At 62.7% G+C, this 16,376-nt stretch carries 16 protein-coding genes and 1 pseudogene; 10 read left to right on the top strand and 7 right to left on the bottom strand.

Going from position 1 to position 16,376, the window contains the following annotated elements:
- The first annotated feature begins 83 nt into the window (after positions 1-83).
- Genes V6766_RS08215 through V6766_RS08175 form a run of 9 tightly spaced genes read left to right on the top strand, consistent with a single transcriptional unit; the run spans position 84 to position 9,563 of the window.
- Positions 84-1,604: a sugar ABC transporter ATP-binding protein gene (locus V6766_RS08215; protein ID WP_448465328.1), complete on the top strand. Its 1,521-nt coding sequence runs from the start codon at positions 84-86 to the stop codon at positions 1,602-1,604.
- Positions 1,601-2,596 carry an ABC transporter permease gene (locus tag V6766_RS08210; protein WP_448465326.1) on the top strand — a complete coding sequence of 332 codons (996 nt, stop codon included), beginning with the start codon at positions 1,601-1,603 and terminating at the stop codon, positions 2,594-2,596. Before V6766_RS08215 ends, V6766_RS08210 begins: the two co-directional genes overlap by 4 nt.
- Before the next feature lie 10 nt (positions 2,597-2,606).
- The gene (locus tag V6766_RS08205) at positions 2,607-3,662 is read left to right on the top strand and encodes a thiamine pyrophosphate-dependent dehydrogenase E1 component subunit alpha (protein ID WP_448465324.1); all 1,056 of its coding nucleotides are present in this window, start codon (positions 2,607-2,609) and stop codon (positions 3,660-3,662) included.
- 4 nt (positions 3,663-3,666) lie between these two features.
- Positions 3,667-4,656 (top strand): alpha-ketoacid dehydrogenase subunit beta, encoded by a 990-nt coding sequence (locus V6766_RS08200; RefSeq protein WP_448465322.1) that lies wholly within the window; start codon positions 3,667-3,669, stop codon positions 4,654-4,656.
- Entirely contained in the window at positions 4,653-6,206 is a 1,554-nt protein-coding gene (locus V6766_RS08195) for an alpha/beta fold hydrolase (protein ID WP_448465320.1), read from the top strand. The genes V6766_RS08200 and V6766_RS08195 overlap by 4 nt, the downstream gene beginning before the upstream one ends.
- Complete coding sequence (locus V6766_RS08190; protein WP_448465318.1) at positions 6,199-6,537, top strand: carboxymuconolactone decarboxylase family protein; 339 nt, start codon at positions 6,199-6,201, stop codon at positions 6,535-6,537. Before V6766_RS08195 ends, V6766_RS08190 begins: the two co-directional genes overlap by 8 nt.
- A gap of 30 nt (positions 6,538-6,567) precedes the next feature.
- Positions 6,568-8,055, top strand: coding sequence for an FGGY-family carbohydrate kinase (locus V6766_RS08185; RefSeq protein ID WP_448465316.1), 1,488 nt, complete (start codon positions 6,568-6,570; stop codon positions 8,053-8,055).
- Positions 8,052-8,795 (top strand): SDR family NAD(P)-dependent oxidoreductase, encoded by a 744-nt coding sequence (locus V6766_RS08180; protein ID WP_448465314.1) that lies wholly within the window; start codon positions 8,052-8,054, stop codon positions 8,793-8,795. Before V6766_RS08185 ends, V6766_RS08180 begins: the two co-directional genes overlap by 4 nt.
- A gap of 15 nt (positions 8,796-8,810) precedes the next feature.
- Positions 8,811-9,563 (top strand): SDR family NAD(P)-dependent oxidoreductase, encoded by a 753-nt coding sequence (locus V6766_RS08175; RefSeq protein ID WP_448465311.1) that lies wholly within the window; start codon positions 8,811-8,813, stop codon positions 9,561-9,563.
- 85 nt (positions 9,564-9,648) lie between these two features.
- On the opposite strand, the gene V6766_RS08170 is transcribed toward V6766_RS08175, so the two are convergent.
- The 7 genes and pseudogenes from V6766_RS08170 to V6766_RS08140 form a co-directional block, all read right to left on the bottom strand.
- Positions 9,649-10,884 (bottom strand): amidohydrolase family protein, encoded by a 1,236-nt coding sequence (locus V6766_RS08170; protein ID WP_448465309.1) that lies wholly within the window; start codon positions 10,882-10,884, stop codon positions 9,649-9,651.
- A 19-nt stretch (positions 10,885-10,903) separates the two neighbouring features.
- Positions 10,904-11,386 (bottom strand): GAF domain-containing protein, encoded by a 483-nt coding sequence (locus V6766_RS08165; RefSeq protein WP_448465307.1) that lies wholly within the window; start codon positions 11,384-11,386, stop codon positions 10,904-10,906.
- 4 nt (positions 11,387-11,390) lie between these two features.
- A complete protein-coding gene (locus V6766_RS08160) occupies positions 11,391-12,701 on the bottom strand; it encodes a TRAP transporter large permease (RefSeq protein WP_448465305.1) in 1,311 nt (436 codons plus the stop codon).
- A 23-nt stretch (positions 12,702-12,724) separates the two neighbouring features.
- On the bottom strand, positions 12,725-13,201 hold the full coding sequence (locus V6766_RS08155) for a TRAP transporter small permease subunit (RefSeq protein WP_448465303.1): 477 nt from the start codon (positions 13,199-13,201) through the stop codon (positions 12,725-12,727).
- Positions 13,202-13,319: 118 nt separating this feature from the next.
- Complete coding sequence (locus V6766_RS08150; RefSeq protein WP_448465301.1) at positions 13,320-14,297, bottom strand: TRAP transporter substrate-binding protein; 978 nt, start codon at positions 14,295-14,297, stop codon at positions 13,320-13,322.
- Positions 14,298-14,552: 255 nt separating this feature from the next.
- The gene (locus V6766_RS08145; RefSeq protein ID WP_448465299.1) at positions 14,553-15,170 is read right to left on the bottom strand and encodes a TetR/AcrR family transcriptional regulator; all 618 of its coding nucleotides are present in this window, start codon (positions 15,168-15,170) and stop codon (positions 14,553-14,555) included.
- Positions 15,171-15,448: 278 nt separating this feature from the next.
- Positions 15,449-15,648 (bottom strand): annotated as a pseudogene (locus tag V6766_RS08140) (IS3 family transposase); the annotation flags it as partial.
- Positions 15,649-15,779: 131 nt separating this feature from the next.
- Here V6766_RS08140 and V6766_RS08135 point away from each other — a divergent pair.
- Positions 15,780-16,262, top strand: coding sequence for a M20/M25/M40 family metallo-hydrolase (locus tag V6766_RS08135; protein WP_448465705.1), 483 nt, complete (start codon positions 15,780-15,782; stop codon positions 16,260-16,262).
- The last annotated feature ends 114 nt before the right edge of the window (positions 16,263-16,376 follow it).

The following is a 16,376-nucleotide window of genomic DNA, read 5'->3' as shown; positions in this document are numbered from 1 at the left end:
CCCCGGCAGGCGGGCCGCGCTTTGTTTTCGCGGCCTGTCGGCTGTCAGATATCCCAATCCAACGCTTCGACAGGAAGGCACGCATGTCCGTGCATCTCTCCGATATTGTTATGGAATTTCCCGGAACGCGGGCGCTTGACGGCGTGAACGTAACCTTCGGCTTCAACGAGGTTCACGGGCTCGTGGGTGAAAACGGCGCTGGTAAAAGCACCTTCGTCAATATTCTTGGCGGTTCGCTTCAGCCGACCGCGGGCAGCGTCTCCATTGCCGGAAAACCGGTCATTCTTTCCGGCCCGCGCGCCGCGTTGGCGCATGGCATTGCCCATGTCAGCCAGGAGGGCAGCCTAGTTCCCTCGCTGACGGGATCGGAAAACATCATGCTGGGCAGCGAACCGAAACACGGTTTCGGAATTCTTCACCGCAGCGCGCTGCGCGCCGAGGCCCGGCGCCTGCTGGCGGAGTGGTTTCCCGGCGTCGAGATCGATCTGGACCGTCCGATCGTCGATCTGCCGATGGCGGAGCGCAAGGTCATCGAGATCGTCCGCGCGCTCAGGGGCGATATCCGGCTTCTGATCCTCGACGAGCCGACGGCAACGCTTGAGGCGCGTGAAAAGAAGCGGCTCTGGGACATTATCCGCCTGCTGCCGGAAAAGGGCGTCGGCGTTGTCCTCATTTCCCATTTCCTTTCGGAAGTCGTCGCGCTTTCGGACAAGGTCACGGTTCTGCGCGACGGAAAGCATGTCGGCACGCTTGAGGGCGCGGATGCCAGCGAGGCTGTTCTGACGGATCTGATGCTCCGCCGCGACAACATGCAGGACGCGCCGGCAGCGGAAGCGCCGGTCGGGAAACAAACTACGCCAGGCGGGAGCAGCGTCGTCCTGTCCGTTTCCGACTGGCGGGTTGCCGACATTCGGGTGGACCGTTTCGCGTTGCGGGCCGGCGAGATCGTCGGCCTGATCGGGCTGACCGGGGCCGGGCATTTCGGCTTCGCCCGTTCTCTCTACACAAGACAGGGCGTCGTGAAGGGCAAGATTTCGGTTGCCGGAACGGAGATTCGTCATTCCGGCGTGCGGGCGATGCAGTGCGCGGGCGTCGCCTTCGTGCCGGACCATCGCATGGAAAACGCGCTGGCCGGCGACGGAACCGTGGTCGAGAACCTGACCATGGTCCATTCCGGCTTCGCCGCGACGGCCGGCGTTCTCAGCCACGGCAAGGAGCGCCGGGAGGCCGGCCGCATCATCAAGCTTCTGAACGTGAAGACGCCCAGCCAGAGACAGCTCATCCGCAACCTGTCCGGTGGCAACAAGCAGAAGGTTTCGATCGGAAAATGGCTCTACGGGACCGGTAACCCCTACAAGGTCCTGATTTTCATTGAGCCCACCGAAGGCGTCGATATCGGCGCGAAAATGGAGATTTACGCTCACATGCGCAGGCTTGCCGCCGATGGCGCCGCAATCCTGATCGCGTCTTCCGATCTCGGGGAAATCGCGCAGGTCTGTGATCGCGCCATTCCCTTCGTCCATGGCCTTCCAGGTGCCGACATTCCGGCATCCGAATTTTCCGAAGGCCGGTTCATTCAAGCCATTTCTGGAGATGCCGCATGACGCCGCACAGCTCTTCGCCGTCCGAACCCGTCAAAACGTCCGCAGGCAGACCCGTTCGTTCGGATTTTATCCAGCGTTATTCCACGCTGGGCGTTCTCATCCTCATGTTCATCGGGTTTTCGCTGTTCGTGGACAGGTTCCTGACGCCGTTCAACCTGACCAATATCCTGCAGCAGATCGCGATCCTGACGATCGTCGGCTCGGGGCTGACCATCGGCTTCGCTGCAAAGGAGATCGATCTTTCGGTTGGCTTCACCGTGGGGCTTTCCGGCATCCTCGTTCCCCTTCTCCTGACGTCCGGATTTTCTATCGCAGTGGCGCTTCTGGCGGGGCTGGCGGCGGGCGTTCTGGTCGGCCTCGTTAACGGCTTCCTTATTACCAAGGTGGGGATTCCATCCCTGATCGCAACGCTTGCCATGGGATCGATCCTGTTCGGGATCAACTTTCTGATGACCGGCGGCCGTGCGATCTACGGCGGCCTGCCCGACGCCTATCTCGCGCTCGGCCAGGGACGCATTTTCGGCATTCCGAACCTTGCCTTCTTCATGGTGATCGCCGTGGCGATCGCCTGGTTCGTGATGGAGCGGACGGTTTTCGGGCGCTACGTCTATGCCGTCGGCGGCAATCAGAAGGCGGCCGAGCTTTCAGGCGTGCGCATCACCTTTTACCGGATGGCCGCATTGGTGCTCGTCTCCGTCTTTGCGGTCGTCGCCGGCGCGCTTCTCGCCTCCCGCCTCGGTTCGGGGCAGCCCAATGTGGGGGAACGCTACCTGCTCGACGGGCTTGCCACCGTCTTTATCGGAATGACGATGTTCCGCCCCGGCACGGCTACCGTGCTCGGCACGCTTTGCGGCGCGCTCTTTATCGGCGTGATCAATAACGGGCTGAACCTGATCGGGATGGATACCTACATCCAGAACATCGTGAAGGGCGTCATCATTCTAATCGCGGTCGCGATCGTATCGCGCACCACCAAACTCAATCTTCTCTGAGGATGCCATCATGACTGCACCCAGCGATACCGCCGTATCGGACAAGGCGCCGCGTTCGAACACCGAGCTTCTCCCGCTTTACAGGGAAATGCGCCGCGTCCGGACTTTCGAGGAACGTGTCGGCGAACTCTTTGTGCGCGGCCAGTCCGCAGGCTCCATGCTGCACCTGTCGATCGGCGAAGAAGCTGCCGCTGTTGGCGTTGCCTCGCTGATGCGCGATGGCGACACCTTCACGACCCATCACCGCGGCCATGGCATCTTCCTGGCCCGCGGCGCGGATCCGAAGCGGATGATGGCGGAGATCGGCGGCAAGGAAGAAGGCTATTGCCGGGGCAAGGGCGGGTCGATGCACATTGCGGATATGGGGCTTGGCCATCTCGGCGCCAACGCCATCGTTGGCGGCGGCATCGCCGCGGTGGTCGGCGCCGGGCTCGCCTCCAAACGGGCCGGGAAGGGCGCTGTCTCCGTGGCCTTCTTCGGCGATGGCGCGATGCAGCAGGGCATTCTCTACGAGAGCATGAACATGGCCGCGCTCTGGGATTTGCCGGTCCTGTTCGTCTGCATCAACAATCAGTACGGCATGGGAACGCGCATCGAGCAGGCCACCAAGGGCCGCGCCTTGCATGAACGCGGACTGGCCTTCGGACTGAACGCGGAAACGGTGGACGGCCTCGACGTTCGCGATGTCCGTTACGCGGCAGCCCGTTTCATCGATGAAGCGCGCAACGGCAAGCCGGGCTTCCTCGCGATCGAGTGCTACCGTTTCTTCGGACATGCGCGAATGGACAAGAGCCCATATCGCAGCGAAGAGGATGAAGCCAAGGGGCGGGCCAAGGACCCGGTGCTTCACGCCCGCAAGGCTCTGCTCGACCACGGCGAGGCCGATGAAAAGGCGCTTGATGCGATCGACGCCGAGATCGCGCGCGAGATGGACGCGACCATCGACTTCACCGTCGCAAGCACCGAGCCGCCGCTGGGATCGATGTTCCGGGATGTCTATGCGCCGGGCGAGCCCGAGCCCGAGCCGGTGGCCACGCGCATTGACCGAATTCTGGCAGGGGAGTGAGCCAATGGTCGAGATGACTTACAGAGACGCGCTCAAGCAGGCCTTGATCGACTCAATGACCGAGGATGACAGTGTCGTCGTCATCGGCGAGGAAGTCGGACGCTATGGCGGCGCCTATGGCGTGACCAAGGGGCTTTACGAGACCTTCGGCGCGGAGCGCATGATCGACACCCCCATTTCCGAGCCGGCGATCGTCGGCGCAGCCGTCGGTGCGGCAATGTCGGGCATGCGGCCCGTTGCGGAACTGATGTATGTCGACTTCATCGGCATGACCATGGACCAGCTTGGCAACCAGGCTGCCAAGATCCGCTATATGTTCGGCGGCCAGATCGGCGTTCCGATGGTGCTCAGAACCCAGGGCGGGACCGGACGTTCGGCCGGCGCGCAGCACTCCCAGTCGCTGGAAGCCTATGTCATGCATACGCCGGGCCTCCGGCTCGTCATGCCGGCGACGGTTTTCGACGCCTATCACCTTTTGCGCCAGTCCCTGAAGCAGCCGGACCCGGTCGTTTTCATCGAGCACAAGGCGCTTTACACGCTGAAGGAGGACGTCGACCTGAGCGCGCCTGCGCCCGACTGGGGCAAGGCCGCAGTGCGTCGTATGGGCGATGACCTTGTGATCGTGACCTATTCCCGCCAGGTCCATAACGCCATGGCGGCGGCCGAGGCCCTGGCGAAGAATGGAATAGAAGCGACGGTGATCGACTTGAGGTCGCTCAATCCCCTGGATTTCGACACCGTGCGCGCGCATGTCGAGCGGGTCGGGCGGGCGATGGTCGTCTCCGAAGGCGTGATGACGGCCGGGGTTGGGGCGGAGCTTTCCGCGCGTATCCACGAGGAATGCTTCGACTTCCTCGCGGAACCGGTCATCCGTGTCTGCGGGGAGGATATTCCGATTTCCGTGTCGGTCGAGCTGGAGAAGAATTCGGTCCCGACCGCGCGCTTCATTGAGGATGTCGCCCAGCGGCTGTTCGCGGACAGGAGAGCGGCATGACAACCGTCACCCTTACCATGCCGCGCCTTGGCGAAACCATGGAGGAAGGCACGGTCTCGGGATGGCTTGTTGCCGAGGGCGAGGAATTCGAGCGCGGCGCAGCGCTGATCGAGTTCGAGACCGACAAGACGGCGGTGGAATATCCGGCGCTGGGCAGAGGCCGGCTGGTAAAGCAGCTTGCTTCCAAGGGCGATCTGATCCGTCTTGGCGAACCGATCGCGGAAATCGACCTCATGGGTGGCGAGGACTGGGTCAGCGCCGGCGATGAGACACCGGATATAGCTGATCCGGATAAAGGTTCGGCCGACGAAGGGCAGGGCGATTCCGTGATCATCGACCTTCTGATGCCGCGTCTCGGAGAGACGATGGAGGAAGGCCGGATCATGGGCTGGATGGTCGCCATCGGCGAGCATTACGAACGCGGCGCCTCTATCCTTGAGGTTGAAACGGACAAGACCGAGGCCGAGTTTCCCGCCCTTGTGCCAGGCCGGATTGTTGAAACCCTCGTCGAACCCGGCCAGATGGTCAAGGTTGACATGCCGATCGCCCGTATTGAGATCGCGCGATCGGATGCGCCGCACGGCGGTGAAGTTGCCAAGCCCGCAACCGTTTCTCCTGAAACGCAAGCCCCACACCGGCAGCCCGCCGTGGCGGATCAGGCGCGTACCGGCGGACCTCTGCGGGCAACGCCGCTTGCCCGCCGTGCTGCACGCCGGGCCGGTCTCGATATCGCTTCGGTCAGCGGGACGGGCCGGCGCGGACGCATCGAGCTTGCCGATGTTGAACGGGCGCTAACCGGCCGCGAAGGCAACTTGGCATATGAGAGTTGGGGTCCGGCTTCGGGTGCGCAGGTGCTACTGGTCCATGGGTTTGCCGGAGACCGGCTGACTTTCGATCAGTTGGGCAAGGCGCTTGGACGGGCCGGGCTGTCCGTGCGCGCGGTCGATCTGCCCTCCCACGGCAAGACCGAGGTTCCGGCGCGCAATTTCGAAGATATCGTCACCGCGCTGATGGGCGAACTGGCCCCACAGCGCCCCGTGCATCTCGTTGGCCATTCGCTTGGTGCAGCCGCTTGTGTTGCTGCTGCGGCCCGCCATGGCGGCGCGGCGTCGCTGACGTTGATCGCACCCGCTGGGTTGGGCCTGGGTATCGACGCGGAATTCATTTTCGGCATGGCGCGGGCTGAAAGCGCGGGCGCCATCGGGCATCTTCTGCGGCGTCTGTCGCAGCGCGCGGAAACGTTCTCGCGTGAAATTGTAGCCGAAATCCATGCGGAACTTGCGAAGGGGCGTCTTGCGGATCTTGCGCAGGATATCTGCAGAGGCGGCCAGCAATCCGTGAATGTGCGGACCGATCTGGCGCAGCTTGCCCGCGAGATCCCAGTCCGTGCCCTCGTCGGCATGCAGGACCGGATCGTGGACTGGCGCGACGCCATAGACGTTTCACCGGCCATAGCCGTCCATGTCTTCCCACGTGCCGGCCATATGCCGCACTGGGATGCTCTCGCCGAGGTCGCCACAATCCTGGAAAAGGAACTGCATCATGTCTGAGACAGGATTTTCCGATAAGCTGAAAACCGCGAAGTCCCGCATGGGAGCTTTCGCCAAATCGGCGCCGGAGCTGATGCGGGGCTTTGCCGCAGTTTCCGGCGCAGCAACGAAAGCCGGCCATTTTTCCGCGGCGGATCGGGAACTGTTCGCCGTATCGATAGCGGTTGCGACACTTTGCGAGGACTGCATTCTCTACCATGTGGAGGCAGCGAAACGCCACGGCGCCGAAGAGGCGGCTCTTGTCGAAGCGCTGGAGGTGGCGGTGGAGATGGGCGGTGGACCGGCGGTGATGTATGCCGGAAAGGCGCTGGAGGCTTTCCGCGTTATTTAACCGGTTCAAGCCGCAATATGGGAGGAGACCATGGCCTATTTCTTGACAGCCGATGGCGGCACGGAAAGTCTGCGCGCGCGCGTCTACGATCTGAAAGGCAAATGCCTCGGGACACAGGCGGTCGCCTATCAGACGGATTTCAAGCCCGGACGGGTGGAGCAGAATCCTGAAGACTGGTGGGCGAATTTCGTCGCCGCCGCGCGCGGCGCGATCGCGCAATCAGGCGTAAGTCCGGCAGAGATCGAGGGGATCTGCTATGCAACGACCTCTTGCACTGTGGTCGCGCTCGATGAAAACGGGCGCGCGCTGCGCCCGGCGATCATGTGGATGGATGTCCGCGCTCATGACGAAGCGCAGGCGGTGTTGGCGACGGGCGACGCGGCGCTGGAACTGAACGGGGCTGGCCACGGGCCGGTGTCGGCCGAATGGATGATACCGAAAGCGCTCTGGCTCAAGCGAAACGAACCGCACACCTTCGAAAAGGCGCACCGTATTTGCGAATATCAGGACTTTCTGACCTACCGCCTGACCGGCGAATGGGCAGCGAGCCTCGACAATGCCGGTCTTCGCTGGCACTACCGCTCGCGCCAGGGTGGTTTTGCCACCGGACTCCTGAGGGCGCTTGACCTTGGTGAACTGGAGCGGAAATGGCCGAGCCGGGTGGTCGCCCCCGGCGATGTGATCGGCACGCTGAGCTCTTCTGCGGCGAATGAACTCGGTCTTTCAACCTCGGTCAAGGTGGTGCAGGGCGGCGCCGACGCCTTGATCGGAATGATCGGTCTCGGCGTGCACAAGCCAGGCCAGTTGGCCATGATTACCGGATCCTCGCATCTGCAGTTCGGCGTCACCGAAAGCCCGATTCACGCGCCCGGCGTCTGGGGCAGCTATGCCGATATCGTCTACCCGGATCGCTGGATCGTGGAAGGCGGCCAGACCTCAACCGGATCGATCATCAACTGGCTTTCGCGCCTGGCTGGCGGTCCATTGGATCTCGATGAGCTCAACCGGAAGGCAGCCGCCCTTGAACCCGGATGCGAAGGCCTGCTGGTGCAGGATCATTTTCAGGGCAACCGCGCGCCCCATACCGATCCCCTTTCGCGCGGGGCGATTGTCGGCCTGACCCTCGGCCATGAGATGCACCACATCTTCCGTGCCGTTATGGAGGGGATCGGGTTTGGCACGCGCGCCATTCTGGATGCGTTCAGGGCCGCCGGCTATTCCGGCGAGGAAATGACGGTCGGTGGCGGAGCGGCAGCCTCAGACCTCTGGCTGCAGATTCACGCGGATACGGCAGGCATTCCGGTAAGCGTGCCGGCCTCGCCGGATGCGCCATCGACCGGCTCCGCGGTGCTCGCCGGCGTCGGAGCGGGTCGGTTCGCATCCATCGATGAGGGGATTGGCGCAATGGTGCGGCGGGGCCGGATGATCGAGCCGCGCAGCGAGAACGTCGCGAAATACGATGAAATCTACGCGCGCTATATCGCCCTCTATCCGGCGCTGAAGGAGATACTCGCATGACATTGCAGGAGAGGTTCTCACTTGCAGGCCAGACGGCGCTCGTCACCGGCGGAGCAAAAGGCATTGGCGCCGCGATTTCGGCGACGCTCGCGGAAGCGGGCGCGAGGGTCACGATAGCCGATCTCGACGCCGTCGAGGGTGCGGCGTTGGCTGACCGTCTTGGCGGCCGCTTCATGCGACTGGACGTCACGGATTTCGACGCGTGCGCGGCCGCCGCGCAGTCCCTCACGCCGGATGTTCTGGTGGCAAACGCGGGGATTGTTCACAACGCGCCGATCGCGGAGGTCGACCCCTCCGATTGGCGGCGCGTGATCGACGTCAACCTTTCGGGCGTCTTCAATACGCTCCGCGCGTTCGGCCCGGCGATGGTGGCGCGGGGATCGGGCGCCTGTGTCTGCACCTCGTCCATGTGCGGCGAAGTTTCGGTGTGGCCGCAGCCACAGGCCGCCTACAACGCGGCGAAGGCAGGCGTGAACCTTCTGGTCAAGTCCACCGCCGTGGAATGGGCGCGTTCTGGGGTAAGGGTCAACGCGATCGCGCCCGGATACACCGCCACGGAGTTGACCCTTGCCGGGCGCTCCAGGCCGGAATGGTTCGATGTCTGGATGGAGCGCACTCCCATGGGACGTCTCGGCGAGCCGCGGGAGATCGCGGACAGCGTGCTGTTCCTGTGCTCGGCGGCCGCAAGTTTCATCACCGGCACGGTGCTGACCGTCGATGGCGGCTACACGGCCCTTTGAAGAATGGAGGAGAGAATGACGGAAACAAGAACGGCGCTCGTTACGGGCGCAAGCCGGGGCATCGGCGCCGCCATCGCGACGGGGCTGGCAAGGCGCGGCTATGATCTCGTTCTCAACGATATCGAGCGGCAGAAGGCCGATCTGGAGACCGTCGCGGAAAACATTCGCGGCATGGGTCGGCGTGTCGAAATCGTATTCGCCGATGTCAGCGACAAGGCACAGGTGGAAGCGATGGCCCGCAAGGCGCTCGACGCCTTCGGCCAGATCGATGCTCTGGTGAACAATGCCGGCATTCTGATCGCGGGTGAAGTTGACGGCCTTCCCGAAGCGAGCTGGGATGCTGTGATGGACATCAACGCCAAGGGTTCGTTCATGGTCATTCAGTCGCTTTTGCCGTCGATGAAGAAACGCGGTTACGGCCGGATCGTGAACATCGCTTCCATCGGGGGCAAGCATGGCGCGCCACAACAGGCGCATTATTCCGCGTCCAAGGCGGCGGTCATGGGCTTTTCTCGCGTTCTGGCGCAGGAGGTCGGGCCGCTCGGCATCACTGTCAACTGCGTTTGCCCGGGCATTATCCTGACGGATATGGGCCGCGTGAACCTCGACGACCCGGCGGTGCGCGAGGCCTGGCAGGAGAAGACCGCCATGGCGCGGATCGGCGCCCCGGAGGATGTCGTCGGCCCCGTCGCATTCTTCGCGTCAGACGATGCGGGCTTCGTGACCGGTCAGACCTTGAATGTCGATGGCGGCATCGTGTTCTCCTGAGAAGAGTGGCAAAGGCTGGCACTTGCCCGGCTGCTGATCAGCCGGGCAATCTTACACTCTTTAGATCAGGCTTTGACTGACGGCGTCAGAGGCTCGAGTCCTTCTTGATGGCGCGGCCACCCTGCATGATCAGCGGCATGTGGGCGCCCTGACCGGTCAGAAGGTCGAGGTTTTCGAGCGGGTTGCCGGCGACGGCGATGATGTCGGCATGGGCGCCGGGTGCGATGACGCCGACTGTGCCTTCCATCCGCAGAACCTTGGCCGCGTCTACGGTGGCGGACCGGATCACCGCATCGGCGGGAATATAGCGGCCCCTCAGCGGAAATTCGCCCGATTGCTCGGTCTGCATGCCGCCCAGAAGGTCTGAGCCGTAGCCCATGGTCACGCCCGCTTCGAAAAGCTTCACCAGGCGCTCAAGCCCGGCCTCGCGGACATCCGCTACCTTGGCGACCGATTCGGGCGGCAGGCCGAATTCGGCGCCCTTACGGGCCAGCAGGTCGTAGGTGATGTTGGTCGGCACGACGAAGGCACCTTCGCGCGCCACGCGCTTGATGGTCTCGTCGCCGATCAGGTTGCCGTGCTCGATGCAGGTGATGCCGCAATCGAGCGCGCGCACGATCGCTTCGTCCGCGTAAAGGTGGGCGGCGACATAGGTGCCGAAGCCGTTGGCGATCTCCACCAGGGCCTTCAGCTCATCGACCGAGTAGACGAGATAGCCGACCGGGTCGGAGGGAGAAGACACGCCGCCGTCCGCCATCACCTTGAGGAACTGGGCGCCGCCCTTCAGTTCTTCGCGCGCGGCGCGCATGAGGTCGGGCTTGCCGTCGCAAATCCGTCCGAGAGCGCCGAGCGTCTGCGCATACCAGCTGACATCGCGGTTGTCGTACGGGCCGCGATAATCGGTATGGCCGCCGGTCTGCGACAGGGCCTTGCCGCAGATCACCAGGCGCGGCGCGGTGAAGTGCCCCTCTTCCACGGCCAGCTGCAGGCCGCGGTCGGCGCCACCAAGGTCGCGCACGGTGGTGAAGCCGCGCATGATCATATTCTTCATCAGAGTTGCCGCGCGCGCGGCCACCAGCGAAGAGGGGAGTGATGCGTTCAGGCCGAGATTGGCGGTCGAGGCGATGGTGTGAACGTGGCAGTCGATCAGGCCCGGCATCACCGTCAGACCGGAGAGGTCGAGTTCCTGATCGGCGCTGAACGCGACGGCGGGAGCCACCTCACGGATGCGGCCGTCTTCAATGGCGACCTGCATCGGAGCGGTCGGTTCAGGCGTGGTGCCGTCAACGATGCGGGCGTTTTTGATCAGCAAGGTAGTCATTTGGTTGTCCTTTCGAAGTTCAGATCAGCGCCGGCGCCAGGGTCTGCGCAACGAGGGTGATTTCGTCCATTTGATCTGGCGTGTAGGTATCGCGCTCTGCATTCAGCGACAGCACGCCGACACAGCGCCCGGCCCAGATCACGGGTGCGCAGGCGCAGGCCTCGCACCCCTTGGACAGGATCAGTTCGGCATCGGGAAAGGCCCAGAGTACGTCCTCGCGCGAGTTGCCGAGCCAGCTCTTGCCGCCGTCGAGCACCACCTTGCCCCACTCGGTAAGGCCCATCGGCTTCAGCGCGCCGGTCGGATAGTCGGGTTCTGAACTATGCATCCGCATCACGTTTCCGGTGCCCGGAAGGTTTTTCAGCACCGTCAGGAAGCGAAAGCCGAACCGATCGCGGCAGGTATCCTCGACAGCGCGGAATAGCGTGTGGGGCTGGTTGAGCTGTGCCTGCGCGCGTAGCAGGGCCGCAAGAACGGCGGAAGAAGTAGCGGGGGAGGGCATTGTCTTATCCGTAGAAATAGTTCGGGAGCCAAAGGGCGATGCCCGGGAAGACGGCCAGCAGTGCGACCCCGACGAGCATCAGCACGAAGAAGGGGAAGGCCGCGCGCGCGACATAGCCGATCGAGCGGCCCGAAATGCCCTGCAGCACAAAGAGGTTGAAGCCGACCGGAGGCGTCACCTGCGCCATCTCGACCATCAGCACGAGATAGACGCCGAACCAGATCGGATCGAACCCGGCCTGAAGCGCGAGCGGCAGCGAGATCGGCAGGCTCATCACCACGATCGACGTGCCGTCGAGAAAGAAGCCGAGGCCGAGATAGAACAGCGACAGCACCACCAGCAGACCCCAGGGCGGCAGGTTCAGTGCTGCGATGCCGTCCGCGACATCGGCCGGGATGTGCAGGTAACCGATCGCTGTCGACATGAAGGCGGCGGTGATGAGGATCGAGCAGACCATGGTCGAGGTCCTGAGCGCCCCCGTCACCGTGTCGCGCAAGAGCGTGAGGGAAAGCTGGCGGGTGGCGGCGGCGATGGCGATGGCAGTGATCACACCGACGGCGGCGGCTTCGGAGGGCGTCGCGATACCCGAGTAGATCGAACCCAGAACGATGGCCATCAGCACCACCAGCGGCGCCAGATTCCAGACAGCGTGCAGGAAGTCCTTCGCGCTGCGGGCCTCGCGCGCAGCCGGCACGAGTGCCGGGTTGAGCCTGGCGCGCGCCATGATGTAGACTGAATAGAGCGCGGTGATCATCAGTCCCGGCAGCACGCCGGCGGCAAAGAGGCGCGAGATCGACTGTTCCGCGAGAATGCCGTAGACGATCATCACGATCGACGGTGGGATCAGGAGGCCAAGGCTGCCCGCGCCGGCGAGCGAACCCAGAGACAGCCGGTCATCGTAACCGCGATTGCCCAACTCGCGCGTGGTGATTCGTCCCACTGTCGCGGTCGTCGCCGGCGACGAGCCGGAGACTGCGGCAAATAGCGTGCAGCCCAGCACATTGGTGTGCAGCAGACGGCCGGGGATGTAATCGACGAAGGGTGACAGGCCGCGGAACAGGCGGCTCGAAATATCGGTGCGGAAGATGATCTCGCCCATCCAGATGAACATCGGGATCGCCGAAAGCTCCCAACTGGTGGAATAGCGATAGATGATGCCGGCCGCGATCGAGCCGATCCGCGACAGGTCCATTCCGTGCAGGAGGAACAGTGCCGCGGTGGCGACGAGGGCCAGCGAAATGAAGACCCAGATCCCGAGGCTGAGAAACAGAAGAAGGAAGGCCAGCGTCGCGGCCGCGGTCAGGAGCGTATCCATGTGGTCTCTCTCAGTGGGGCAGCTTATTCGACCGGGGTGACGAGTGGCGTGCGCGGGGCAGGGGAAGGGTGCCCGGTAATGTGGCGCAGACCATGGGCGAGCGCTGCAAGTGCAAATAGCACCAGCCCCGCCATCATGGCGCTCTCGGGGATCCAGGTCGGCACGGCGGCAACCGAGGAGGAGACTGTCCCGCGCGACCAGGCCCGCGCAACGCGGATCCAGAACATCCAGGCAAGGCCCGCAGAAAGTGCGCAGGTCACAAGCGCCGCTGCGGCGGTCATCAGTTGTTGCGCACGCTCGGGCAGGCGGTCGAGCACCAGCCCCACGCGGATGAGGTCGCCATGTTCGAGCACGTAGCCGAGCGACCAGATCACGCAGACGCTGATCGCGTAGCCCACGAACTCGTCGAGCACGAATGTGGAAGTGGCGAACAGGCTCCGCAGTATGATCTCGTAGGCGATGTGGCCTACCATGTAGACCAGCGCACATGCAGCGATCACTGCAGCTGCGCGCGACAAGGCAAAAACGCTGGAATAGAAGCGGGTCATGCGGAGCTCCGGGAAAGGAAGCGAAAGTGCGCGGGCAGGGCTTGAGCCCGCCCGCGCCGGTTGCAGATGATCAGCGGTTCTCGTAGGCATCCATGATGGACTGCGCACGCGGCCCGGTGGCCTCGACCCATTGGTCGATGAAGGGTTGCGCGGCTGCCGTCAGTGCCTTCGAGAACGCGGCGGGGATTTCCTCGGTCACGGTCATCCCGTTCTCGCGCATGGTGTCGAAGTCCTTGGTCGTGGCGTCGGCCAGAAGGCCCCAGCCGAAGTCTTCGGCTTCGGCGGCGGCTTCCTTGACCGCTTCCTGCTGTTCCTTGCTGAGATCGTTCCAGGCGTCGAGATTGAGGTGGATCGCCTGAAGCGAGGAGGCGTAGTTGACATTGGTGAAGTTCGACTGCAGCTCCCACATCTGAACGCCGACGCCGCCATTGGGCGATGTCAGGACGGCGTCAATGGCATTGGTCGAAAGCTGCGCGGGCACATCCGCCCAGGAGATCTGGATCGGAAAGGCGCCGGCATTCTTCATCGTTTCGGTGGATGCGACATCATAGGTGCGCACCTTCACGCCCTCAAGGTCGGCGGTCGAGGTGAACGCCTTGTTGCCCCAAAGCCCGGAGGAGGGCCACGGCGTTGCCAGCAGCATTATCTGGTTGTTGTCCTCAAGAACCTTTTCATATTCCGGCCTGGCCAGCTCATAGAGATCATGAACATCCTGGGCGCTCGGGGCGAGGAAGGGAAGCGACGACAGCTGGAAGATCGGATCGATGCCGGTCCAGAACACAAAGGCCGAAGAAGCGGCCTGCAGCGCACCGTCGCCGACAGCGTCAAAATTATCAACGCTCTTGTAGCCGAGCGCCGCGCCATGATGGACGACCACCTCGACTTCGCCATCGGTCTTCTCCGCCACGGCCTTGGCGAAGAAATCGGCAGTCTGTCCCTGGAGCGAACCAGCGGGATATTCGCTCGACAGATCCCATGTGGTGGCCAAGGCCGGTGCGGCCGCAAGGCCGAAGGTTGCGACGGTGGCAAGTAGCATCTTCATAGTCATGTGGTCTTCCCTGTTGCGGCCCGTGCGAGCGGGCGGTCTCTCTCCAGTCTGTTCGCGGGGTATGCGAAACTTACGAACATTCCTGTCCGCATCATGCGATCAGTTCTGTTCGTAAATCAACCTCTTGCCAGCCAAAAACTGCGTCTCAGCTCAAAAAAAAAGGCAAAATCCACACGCCAATCCGCAAGCCACTGGAATCATTTGACCAAGGGAAGCTGGTTTGGAGGCAGTTGTCGTTGCGGGTGAAGCGTCAGATCAGGCCTTGGCGGCGATCCTCTTCCAGAGGTCGATCAATTTGCCAGCCGTGCGAGGGTCGGAATCGAAGCTCTGATGCATGGCGATTCCCCTGAGGACCGAAAGATGGAGCTGAATTTTCAGATCAGCTTCATCGTCATCGACATCGCCGCCGACGAGCCGCACGGTGATCCGGTCGCGCTCTCGAATCCAGGACACGAGAATATCACGCAGCGCACGGCCCAGTTCGTTGTCCTGACGCGCGGCGAGCATCAGTTCCATCGCCGCGATGTAGCGCCCGTCGGAGAAGATGTAGTTCCACAGCGCATCGATCAATTCGTCCATCGTGAGCTGCTGTTTTTCCGGATCGAGACCGAAAGGGTAACCGTCGCGCCACTCGCCCACCAGCTTTTCAAAGGCCGCGACCAGCATGTCGTTACGCGTTGGGAACTGGTGGGTGAGGGCGCCGCGCGACACCTTTGCCTTCTGGGCGATCAGCGTGGTCGAGATCTGCTCGTAGCCGAATTCGACGAGCGCCAGCAGTGTCGCTTCGCAGACCTTGCTGCGGGTCTCCTGCGATCGTTCCGCCTGCGTGCGTCGTGGTCTTGCGAAAGGCGGCTGTTCGGCCTCGGCGCTCATGTCCCGTCCCGTACTCATGAAGTTGCGAACCGGTCTACCTGTTTTTGCGGACTTTGCAAACCGCATCCGGTTCGTTCGAAGTTGAGTAAAGGGTGGAGGTTACGACGAATGCGCTCAGGGTTGCCGGCCTCTCGCTGCCAGGTGACAACCCATCCGCAAATGCCCGCCACGCCTTGCTGTTCGGTGACGCCCGGCGCTGAGGATTTCCGTTGACGAGAGTAGCACCGAAGCGGCTTGGTTCGTCCGAACAATTTCGGGCGTTTCGTTAAAGGGGTTTCCGACGGCGCAGCGATAGACGAAGCCGCGCGCTATCGGAACATAGGCTATGTCCATTGCCCGGATCTGGTTGGGCCGGGTGACCGAAAGCTCGCGCAGGAGGTGGGAATAGATTTTGTGCCCGGGCGCCGGGTTCGAGGTGTTCGCCGACGATAGATCGCCTCGATATACTCATCTTCTTCATCAGTGCGGTGACATGCAGTCCCCGGTTTTAAGCCCTTCCAGTTCGTGGTAATCGATTGAACCTCGCCAAAGCGGGGTGGATGGAAAGATGAAACTCCGCAAACTCGAGGGACCGGCGCTGGTCCTGATCCTCGCAAGAACCATCACTTGATGGACCTTGCGAACCAGATCATCGTTACCCAGGTCAATGTTGGCGAGCATCCGTCCTCCATGGCGAGCCGCGGTGAAATCGTCATCGACGCTCAATATCTGCCCCACGAAAAGGATGAATTCGGTCTTGGTGGCGCCCTCAAGCGCGAGATCGAAGAGCATGTCGCAAATATCTGCCAGGCAGACCCTTATCTGCGCCAGAATCCCGCACGGGTCGAATGGATTCTCGACGCGGACTGCGCGGAAATCCCGGCCGACAGCCCATTTGTCAAAGTCTTCCAGGAAGCAACGGAAGCCTCAAGCCTGTCACCGGCGCTTTCCGGCTTTGGCGCGCATAGTGACATCGGCCTGCCGACCTCGCTCGGCAACACGCCGACAGTGAATTTCGGCCCCGGCGATCCGGCCCAGTCGCATCAGCCCAACGAGCAGGTGTCCATCCGCGACCTGGTCGATTGCACCAAGGCCATCGCCATCGCCAAGTGATGCGCATGAGGTTAGAAATACGCTCTATATTTCAATAGCTTGATACACAAAAGCATGGCGGAGGAGGTGGGCGTATAACTATCAATCTTACCGCTGTTTCATAAGTCATTGAAA

Source organism: Martelella sp. AMO21009 (genome assembly GCF_053484295.1).
This window is presented reverse-complemented; position numbering and strand designations above follow the sequence as displayed.

Bases quoted from the DNA above. Each gene is read 5' to 3' on its own strand.
- V6766_RS08145 (WP_448465299.1), bottom strand. From the start codon at position 15,170: ATGAGCGCCGAGGCCGAACAGCCGCCTTTCGCAAGACCACGACGCACG.
- V6766_RS08135 (WP_448465705.1), top strand. From the start codon at position 15,780: ATGGACCTTGCGAACCAGATCATCGTTACCCAGGTCAATGTTGGCGAG.
- V6766_RS08160 (WP_448465305.1), bottom strand. From the start codon at position 12,701: ATGGATACGCTCCTGACCGCGGCCGCGACGCTGGCCTTCCTTCTTCTG.
- V6766_RS08180 (WP_448465314.1), top strand. From the start codon at position 8,052: ATGACATTGCAGGAGAGGTTCTCACTTGCAGGCCAGACGGCGCTCGTC.
- V6766_RS08205 (WP_448465324.1), top strand. From the start codon at position 2,607: ATGACTGCACCCAGCGATACCGCCGTATCGGACAAGGCGCCGCGTTCG.
- V6766_RS08190 (WP_448465318.1), top strand. From the start codon at position 6,199: ATGTCTGAGACAGGATTTTCCGATAAGCTGAAAACCGCGAAGTCCCGC.
- V6766_RS08175 (WP_448465311.1), top strand. From the start codon at position 8,811: ATGACGGAAACAAGAACGGCGCTCGTTACGGGCGCAAGCCGGGGCATC.
- V6766_RS08200 (WP_448465322.1), top strand. From the start codon at position 3,667: ATGGTCGAGATGACTTACAGAGACGCGCTCAAGCAGGCCTTGATCGAC.
- V6766_RS08165 (WP_448465307.1), bottom strand. From the start codon at position 11,386: ATGCCCTCCCCCGCTACTTCTTCCGCCGTTCTTGCGGCCCTGCTACGC.
- V6766_RS08210 (WP_448465326.1), top strand. From the start codon at position 1,601: ATGACGCCGCACAGCTCTTCGCCGTCCGAACCCGTCAAAACGTCCGCA.
- V6766_RS08170 (WP_448465309.1), bottom strand. From the start codon at position 10,884: ATGACTACCTTGCTGATCAAAAACGCCCGCATCGTTGACGGCACCACG.
- V6766_RS08185 (WP_448465316.1), top strand. From the start codon at position 6,568: ATGGCCTATTTCTTGACAGCCGATGGCGGCACGGAAAGTCTGCGCGCG.
- V6766_RS08150 (WP_448465301.1), bottom strand. From the start codon at position 14,297: ATGACTATGAAGATGCTACTTGCCACCGTCGCAACCTTCGGCCTTGCG.
- V6766_RS08195 (WP_448465320.1), top strand. From the start codon at position 4,653: ATGACAACCGTCACCCTTACCATGCCGCGCCTTGGCGAAACCATGGAG.
- V6766_RS08215 (WP_448465328.1), top strand. From the start codon at position 84: ATGTCCGTGCATCTCTCCGATATTGTTATGGAATTTCCCGGAACGCGG.